The sequence below is a fragment of the Mesobacillus boroniphilus JCM 21738 genome, from assembly GCF_000517385.1.
GTDB classification, from domain to species: domain Bacteria; phylum Bacillota; class Bacilli; order Bacillales; family Cytobacillaceae; genus Mesobacillus; species Mesobacillus boroniphilus.
Window position 1 is genome coordinate 1 of the sequence record NZ_BAUW01000129.1, and the last position, 8,133, is coordinate 8,133.

General features: G+C 45.7%; 8 protein-coding genes. 5 read left to right on the forward strand and 3 right to left on the reverse strand.

Features of this window, described 5'->3' with window-relative positions; genetic code table 11:
- Window positions 1–249 (forward strand): 5'-nucleotidase C-terminal domain-containing protein (locus tag JCM21738_RS20100; RefSeq protein WP_031307662.1); only part of this gene is annotated, 249 nt, incomplete at its 5' end.
- Between the two features lie 369 nt (window positions 250–618).
- Here the strand turns inward: JCM21738_RS20100 and JCM21738_RS20105 are convergent.
- From JCM21738_RS20105 to JCM21738_RS20120, 3 genes are all read right to left on the reverse strand, one after another.
- Window positions 619–990 (reverse strand): hypothetical protein, encoded by a 372-nt coding sequence (locus tag JCM21738_RS20105; protein WP_023613634.1) that lies wholly within the window; start codon window positions 988–990, stop codon window positions 619–621.
- 312 nt (window positions 991–1,302) lie between these two features.
- On the reverse strand, window positions 1,303–2,538 hold the full coding sequence (locus JCM21738_RS20115) for an efflux RND transporter periplasmic adaptor subunit (RefSeq protein ID WP_023613632.1): 1,236 nt from the start codon (window positions 2,536–2,538) through the stop codon (window positions 1,303–1,305).
- A gap of 14 nt (window positions 2,539–2,552) precedes the next feature.
- A complete protein-coding gene (locus JCM21738_RS20120; RefSeq protein WP_023613631.1) occupies window positions 2,553–3,215 on the reverse strand; it encodes a hypothetical protein in 663 nt (220 codons plus the stop codon).
- 299 nt (window positions 3,216–3,514) lie between these two features.
- On the opposite strand from JCM21738_RS20120, the gene JCM21738_RS22790 reads away from it, so the two are divergent.
- The 4 genes from JCM21738_RS22790 to JCM21738_RS20130 all read left to right on the forward strand — a co-directional run bounded on the left by JCM21738_RS22790 (window position 3,515) and on the right by JCM21738_RS20130 (window position 8,066).
- On the forward strand, window positions 3,515–4,102 hold the full coding sequence (locus JCM21738_RS22790; protein WP_052019822.1) for an SWIM zinc finger family protein: 588 nt from the start codon (window positions 3,515–3,517) through the stop codon (window positions 4,100–4,102).
- Complete coding sequence (locus tag JCM21738_RS22795; protein WP_052019823.1) at window positions 4,099–4,650, forward strand: hypothetical protein; 552 nt, start codon at window positions 4,099–4,101, stop codon at window positions 4,648–4,650. Before JCM21738_RS22790 ends, JCM21738_RS22795 begins: the two co-directional genes overlap by 4 nt.
- Window positions 4,593–5,144 (forward strand): hypothetical protein, encoded by a 552-nt coding sequence (locus JCM21738_RS22800; RefSeq protein ID WP_148296154.1) that lies wholly within the window; start codon window positions 4,593–4,595, stop codon window positions 5,142–5,144. Before JCM21738_RS22795 ends, JCM21738_RS22800 begins: the two co-directional genes overlap by 58 nt.
- Window positions 5,145–5,240: 96 nt before the next feature.
- Window positions 5,241–8,066: a DEAD/DEAH box helicase gene (locus JCM21738_RS20130; protein ID WP_023613629.1), complete on the forward strand. Its 2,826-nt coding sequence runs from the start codon at window positions 5,241–5,243 to the stop codon at window positions 8,064–8,066.
- Window positions 8,067–8,133 lie beyond the last annotated feature (67 nt).

Below are 8,133 nucleotides of genomic sequence, written 5' to 3' on the forward strand. Positions count from 1 at the left end.
GAAGTAAAAGAAGATGGCGTCAACTACGTAACTATGGATCTTAACAAAACATACGCAGTGGCAACAAATACTTTCACCGCTAAAGGCGGAGACGGATACGACGTATTCGGAAACGCTTATAATGAAGGGCGTGTCAGTGAACCTGGTTTTGTTGACTGGGAAATATTCACTGAATATGTGAACAAACAAGAAAACAAGACAGTAAGTCCTGTTGTTGAAGGCCGTATTATTGATCTGGCAACAAACTAATAAATAAACACCCAGCAAACCAGGAGTTTGCTGGGCATTATACGGAATCATTAATGGTGTGGTTGATGGATCGGTGGAAAAACTAAATGTGGCTGAATATGATAAAATTCCACGAACTGCTTATTCACCGAGTTTATAAGAGGGAATGTAAAAAGCGGAGGGAATCTTCCCTTCGCTCTTTACATTGGAGTTTAATACTATTTTTATCTTTCCCTAAAAGCCAATCATGCTGCCAGTTCTTGACTGTTTCATGGATAGTGACATCCATTGTTAAAAAATAGCTCTCGTTCAGGTATAACAAACCTATATTAAAGAAAAAACGGACAAAAAAAGCAGTGTGAAATCCTCACACTACTCAGAGTATTCTTCTCAAGCATTTTTATCCCATGCATAACACATGAATTTTGCATCTGCTGTAAGCCACTTTTGGGCATGTCCCTGATCGAACAGTTCCTTATGCTCAAAGAAAATCTTTTTGGCATAAGGGAGTTTAACATCCCTTACAGCTTCATTCAGTAAATTGAGGATTCGTTTTTCTTTTTCACTTAATAGACTAAAGTCTTTATCTTGATTTTCCCTGGCAATCACTTTAACAAGTTCTTTTGCCTCACTGCCGAGCAAATGAAAATTTAAAGGTTCAGTAATTCTCTTCCATTCCTTTTGAATTATATCCCTAGCCTCCCCATATTGCTGTTTTCCCATAAGATTATTAATGACAATAACGACACTCTCTACCTTCAAATTTCATCCCGTCCAATATTGTAATATATTTTACTATCACTAATGTTATATAGGTCCATTGCACTAGTCAAGCGCCTTTTTATATAAAATTTAAAATAATCTACCGATAGGATCTTTGGCAAAAAAAAAAAGCAGAGTTCAATCAGGAATTTAACAAAGAGCAGACAACCTGGTTGCCTGCTCTTTGCTTTAAAAACAAAATACGCCATCATCACCTCTTCGACAGTTACGAGTGGTGACAGGCACCTTTCGTCCTTCTGAGGTGTAAATGTAATAAAGGGTCGTGAAAGTTACAAATTTATAAAATAGTGACTATTTAAAGAATCCTACCATAATATGCTTAAAGATTGCCCTTTTGCCTTCTTCTTTGAATGCCTTTTTCTTCAGTGAGTCGATGTTCAGTTTGCTGAAGAATGGGTTGTTTTCTTCCTGGACGTTTTCTGGTTTTTGGACGATCAGTTCGCCTGGTTTTGCACCCCGTTTGAGTTCGGTTTTACCATTCAACTGCAGGCCTTTGCTGATTTTGCGTTTTTCGACCAGTCCATTTTCATTCAGGACATAGATATAACTGTTCTTCTTATTTTTTTCAATAGATTTTTCCGGTACGGTGGTGGCGTTGAGTACCTGGTAGGTGATCACGCTGACATCAACGTGTGACCCCTTGATGATTCTTTCTTCGGTCTCTTCATTCAGGGTAATTTCGAACGGGTAAAAGCTTTCCTTTTTCACAGACGGGTCTGATTCAGGATAGTTGGCGATTTTGGTCAATGTGCCGGCAACCTTCCCTTTCATCAGATCGGACTTCACATACACTTCCATTCCTTCGTCGACCTTTCTCAAGTCACGTTCGCTGAAAGTCCCTTCGACCTTCGGCTTGTCTGAGATAATCGTGACGATTGGATTTTTCAATTCGTAGTTCACCTTTTTTACTGTGCCAGAGACTTCACTGTTCTTGCCAAGCTCGTCGCTGCCTTCATATGAATCAATCAAATCTTCATATTTCTCGATCTCAGCTTCGACACGGCCTTTTTCGCGCTGCTTGTCATAAATTTCTTTTTCAATTGAAACATTCATCAGGTCACTCGAATCATTCCTGCTGCTCGAGCCATCGCCAAAAACGGGAGTGCTGGCCGTGGACGTCGAGGCTGAAACACTCTGCAGGTAGTTCAGCTGTTTGATTTGGTCATCAATCAAATTCGCTTCGGTGACAAGCTGGCTTTTTTCCGCCTTCAGCCTTGCCAGGTCCTCATCGATGTTATTTGAAGAATATTCGTACAGTGGCGTTCCACTGTCGATCTTATCGCCTTCTTTTACAAGGAAGCCCTTAAAATCGCCATCCTCGTCATTATAGTAAACCTGATGCTCTTCCTCAGGGGTGACGACACCCGATGCGTGGAGCGTCTCGGTAAGGTTTTCCTTCCCAACGGCAGCCCATTTATTGATATACGATGAGCGCAGCGCCTTGCTGTCGTCTTTCAAAGCCAAATATAGATTTCCGGAAACAAAAATAGCGCCGGCAGATAGTAGAATCGCTGTTTTCCTTTTCAACTGGTGCACCTCCCTTATAGAATCTTATCGAACTGGATGAATGATACGAGGGCCGAAAACAGCCAGATAATGAGGTTGAGACCAATCACCATCAGCAAGACGATTTTCGGATTTTTGCCAGTCAGCATTTTCAAATACTTGTACTCTATGAAAATAGCCCACACTTTAAAAATCGATAGAGTCGCAAGGAAGTAAATAATAAAGTCATTTCCGGTTATGTATTGTGCAATCGTGCCAAGCGCGAACGGCGACGACACCTGTGTCAGGCCGAGTGAAAGCGCGAGGGGGATCATGATCAATTTTTCAAAAAGGTAAATCGGCAGAACGAAAAATTGGACTGTCAGCAGCTTATTCAGCTCAAGGTCAGACAGCGTCCAGAAAAATAATGCCGGCAGGAAAAGCATGATGGCGCCGAAAACCAGGCCAAGGATTGTCTGGCCAGCCATGAACAGCAGCTTCTGCAATTCATATTCTTCACGGGAGATCGATGTCAGTTTTTTCGAAAGATATTCGGACCCGATTCCAAAATACGCGCTGATCCCGAATACGAGCCCGCTGAGCAGGATCAGAAGCAGAGTGTTTTTCCAGACCCCAGACACATGCTCGGTATCCCTCAATTTGTATGTATAGTACTTATAATTAAACAGGCCTCGAAGCACTTCTACTCGGTTATTCATCGTTTGTCCCCCAGGTTAAGTCTTAGTCTTTCTATTTTATATGATAAATTCAAATTATTAAAATAATATCAGGATGACATCTACTCTTTGGACGAACAATCCTGTCGCTTTGTTTCATCAATTTGTAAAAACCCACATCCCCTCTCCTCTAATGGCTCATTTTTGGTATAATAGAAGAATATGTTTTTTTCGTTTACGACTAATTATGATTTTAACAAAGCTTGTCTGATTGACTTGTCGAATTCTGGCATGGAATTGTAAAAAAGAGCGAATAATGCTGCATGAACGGAGGAATCGCTGTGGCTGTCATACCTGATCACCAGGCACCGATTTTTAAAGAAGCTGCTGCAAATCTGAATAAAATGCTCAAGTCGGAACTCGAAGAGGATGCCCGCCTTGTGCAAAAGGGGCTTATGCTCTACCGTCAGGGAACGGTCCACCACTTGAAGTATATGGTAAAGTCGATTTGGGCGACGGTTCAGGATGTGACACCGGTGCGTGTGTACATAAATGTTTTGGATCCCGAGGAGAGCAGCTGTACCTGCCCTGCTGGGTCGTTTTGCCGCCATCGTCTGGCCGCGTTTTTTCAGGCATATAGTGATGTTGCAAGTGTGTCCGATTGGGTCGAAGCCTGGCGCAAGCCTGCGAAGGAGCAGATGAATGCGGAAAAATGGGGCTTGCAGCGCGCAAAGGATCTGGTTAAGAAGGATACCCGGGCGGGACATGATTACGATAGCTGGGCTGCTTCTTTTCGGGAGAGCTTTGAGGAAATTGTCAAAGGGCAGGGCGAACCGAGGCTTATGTTGTGCCCGGATTGTTCCGTTCCTATATTCGCCGTGTTGAGGTTTCTGCTCCGCTGGAGGCTGTTTGGAAGAACCTTTATATGATCGCAGGGTCGGTCCATTCTTTTAATTTGCTCACAGAACTGGCCCGCGAATTCGGGCACGATGATGAGCCGACAATAATGGACCGTTATTACCGGCCGCTGTTCGAGGATCTGTTCAATGACGCTGATGAGTATGTCGAGCGTCTTGCTTATGGGACGATGCCGTTTTCGTTTGATACGTTTTTGGAACGGCTTAAAGATGAAAGTATTGGATTGACGATGCCTGATGCATCTGTTGGCTATGACCGGATTGATTTGTATCGGCTGTTATGGGAAAAACTTTTTAAAAACAGCAGCTGGCGTGATAGAGAGCGAGCGCGACTCGAAGGCTTTGGCGATGGCAAGCGGGATCAGATTGAGGATATTGCTTTGATTCATCAGCTAGTTTTAGCGAAGCAGGACGGAGAAGCATTGAAGCGTTTCACTGCTCTTCCTGTCGGTTCGCTTCCATATATGTTTTATTGGCTTGACGGCTTCCGCGTGCAGCGCGAGTGGAACCGGATGGGCCTTTCATCGAATACCTCGTCCAGCAGCTGCGGAATTACCTGAAGCATCTCGGGGATTATTATGCTTGTAAAAAATTTACACGTTATGCGTTGAAGCTGGTTGGTGCTTTCACCCGCGAAATTGGCCGCGGCGAGCTGTACGACCGCGCGCTGGCACAGGCAATGCCATACAGTTTTTACGAATATGAAGATTCCTTATTTGAAAAAAATCAGTACGAACAATGGGGCGAATTGCAGTCTTACTTTGGCTTTGAATATAATTCGATTTCTAGCGAGCGGATTAAAATTTTGCAAAAAGAAGCTCCTGAGGTATTAATACCGCTGTATCATCAGATGATCGGCGATTTGGTTGAAATGAAAAACCGCAGCAGCTACAAGCAGGCCGCACGCTTACTCAAAAAACTGCGCACAGTTTATAAAAAACTGAAGCGCGTCCCTGAGTGGGAAGAGTTTTTCGGGAAGCTGTTAGTAAGAACGAAACGATTGAGGGCTTTTCATGAAGAATGTACGCGGAGCAAGCTGATTGAGGAAGCATAGGAAGCATAGGGACGTACCTTTTGCTCCTTTAGTTTAGCGAAACGAAGGAAGCGGAGGGTACGTCCCCCTGCTCTGTGTCCCGAGGAGGTGCTATTGATGCTTGAGATTAAGCAGATTCATATAAATGTGATGCCGATTGCAGGCGGACGATTTTTCTTAAGTGCTGAGGATTTTAATGGTTTTGACCTGAAGACCTATGACTGGAAGAAGCTGCTTTTTTTCCGCCATAAGGAGAGTTATTATGGGACAATGCTGGATGCTGACAAGTGGGGCGTTGCCGAGGGTGTGACTTTGAGTGCCTGGCAGCTTGTGACGCTTTTTGGCGAGGAGAGCTTCAACCGGCTTGTTGAGTGGGAATGGGATGATCTTGGCGATATCTGCCTGTCAACGGCCCATGCGATTTATGATGCGATTCTCGCAAAGGAGTGGCATCCTGATTTTACCCAGCTTGATGGCGAGGGTTTTCGCTGGAAGCTTCCGGTAAGTGTTCTTGATGAGTTCCATGAGCCATTTTGGGAGGAAGAGCTCAAGGTAAATGATGAGAAGCTGGCTGTGCGTGAATTTGTGGCTGACCTGTTCCATCATTCGCTGGAGTCTTATTTCCACGAAAATGAAACGATGAAGTATCTGATCGGCGATAAGCTTGATATGCTGCGGAATAATCAGCTTTCGGCTTCACAGCTGGCAGCATACTTTGATGAAGACCGCTGGCTTGAATGGATTGGCCTCAAAGAAAATCCAGCGCCGTTTTCAATTGGGATGCGTCTAGAGGAGCCATTGGATGATCTCGGCGACTGGAAGCTTGGCTTATTTTTGCGTGGCAAGGATGAACCAATGCTAATTGAAGCCCGCGACTATGAAAGCTATCCTGCTGGCTGGGACTTTTTTAGCGATAAGATTGAGGATGAAGAAAAGCGACTGGCTGCGATTTTTCCATGGATCGAGGAGGATGGCCGCCTGAAGTCTAGCCTCAGCGAGGATGAAGCGTGGATGTTTTTGACTGAGGCGAGCGAAACGCTGATCGCGCTCGGCATTGAAATCCTCCTCCCTTCTTGGTGGGAAGCGATCAAGAACACCAACCTGAAGGTAAAGGCTCGTTTGAAGGGCCAGACTGGGTATCGCCGCTCGTTTGTCGGCCTGAATGCGATGCTCGATTATGACTGGCGTTTCTCCATGAACGGTGTTGACCTGAGCGAGGATGATTTCCAGCGCCTGGTGAATGAGAAGCGCCGGCTTGTGTATCTGAAGGGCCGCTGGATTAAGCTTGACCATGGCTTCATTCGCCAAATCCAGGAGATGATGAAAAAAGCTGATAAGGAAGGCTTGCACATCCGCGACCTGCTGCAACAGGAGCTGTCTGATGAAGAGGGAGACGGAGAAGGACTTGATGACCCAAGGGCTTTCGCGAAAATTCAGATTGAGTTGAATCGCCACTGGAAGCAGATGATGAAGCAGCTGTCGGAAACGAAGGAAATTCCCGATTTGCCGGTGCCGGCCGGATTGCATGGTGAACTTCGTCCGTATCAGAAACTCGGCATGAACTGGCTGTTGTTTTTACGGAAATATGGCTTTGGTGCACTGCTGGCTGATGACATGGGGTTAGGGAAAACGATTCAACTGATTTCTTATATTTTGGCGGTAAAAGAGCAGGAAAACGATGACCACCCGGCGTTGATCATCTGCCCGACTTCTGTTCTCGGAAACTGGCAGAAAGAAATTGAACGCTTTGCACCGGATTTGCGAGTTCACCTTCATTACGGCCCGAACCGCCTGAAGGGCAACATTTTTACAGAAGAGGCTAATGGCTCTGATATTGTACTGACATCTTATGGCCTGACGCACCTTGATTTCGAAGAGCTTGAAAGCATTGAATGGAGCAGCATCGCAATTGACGAGGCACAGAATATCAAGAATGCCGATACGAAGCAGTCGCGTGCGGTTAGGAAGCTGAAGGGCAAGCACCATATCGCCCTGACCGGGACGCCGATGGAAAACCGCCTGTCTGAGCTGTGGTCGATTTTCGATTTTACGAACCGCGGCTATCTTGGCAGCGCAGGGCAATTCCAGAAGCAGTTCATCTTACCGATTGAAAAAGAGGACAAAAAGGAGAAAATCACCCAGCTTCAGTCGCTGATCAAGCCATTCCTGCTGAGACGGACGAAGAAGGATGAAGAAGTAGCCTTGAACCTGCCAGATAAGGTTGAACAGAAGGAATACTGCCCGCTGTCAGCCGAGCAGGCTTCATTATACGAGCAGCTCGTCAAGGACACCTTCGCGCAAATCGAAACGTTATCGAGCTTTGAGCGTAAGGGCTTGATTCTGCAGCTGTTAAGCAGGCTGAAGCAGTTGTGCAACCACCCTGCGTTGTATTTGAAAGAGGAAAAGCCTAAGCATTTGATTGACCGATCTGCCAAGATGGAAAAAATGATCGAGCTGGTGAGCGCTGTCCTCGAACAGGAAGAAAGCTGCATCATTTTCACCCAGTATATCGGCATGGGCGAGATGATCCAGTCCGCACTGAAAAAGAAATTTGGCATTGATGTTCCGTTCCTGAACGGCAGCCTGCCGAAGACGAAGCGTGATGAACTGATCACGAAGTTCCAGAACCGCGAGTTCCCTGTGTTCCTGCTGTCGCTGAAAGCGGGCGGAACAGGACTCAACCTGACTGCGGCGAACCATGTTGTCCACTACGACCGCTGGTGGAATCCAGCTGTCGAGAATCAGGCGACCGACCGTGCGTACCGTATTGGGCAAAGCCGCTTCGTGCACGTACACAAGTTGATTAGCACCGGAACACTAGAGGAAAAAATCGACGCGATGCTCGAGAAGAAGCAGTCTCTGAACGACCAGATTATCCAGAGTGACAGCTGGATCACCGAGCTATCGACTGATGAGTTGCATGATTTGGTGTTTTTGTCGTAAAAACGGAACCAGTGCCCCTTGGATGGGTGCTGGTTTTTTGTTTAATTTTTACTAAGAAAAGCGCAAG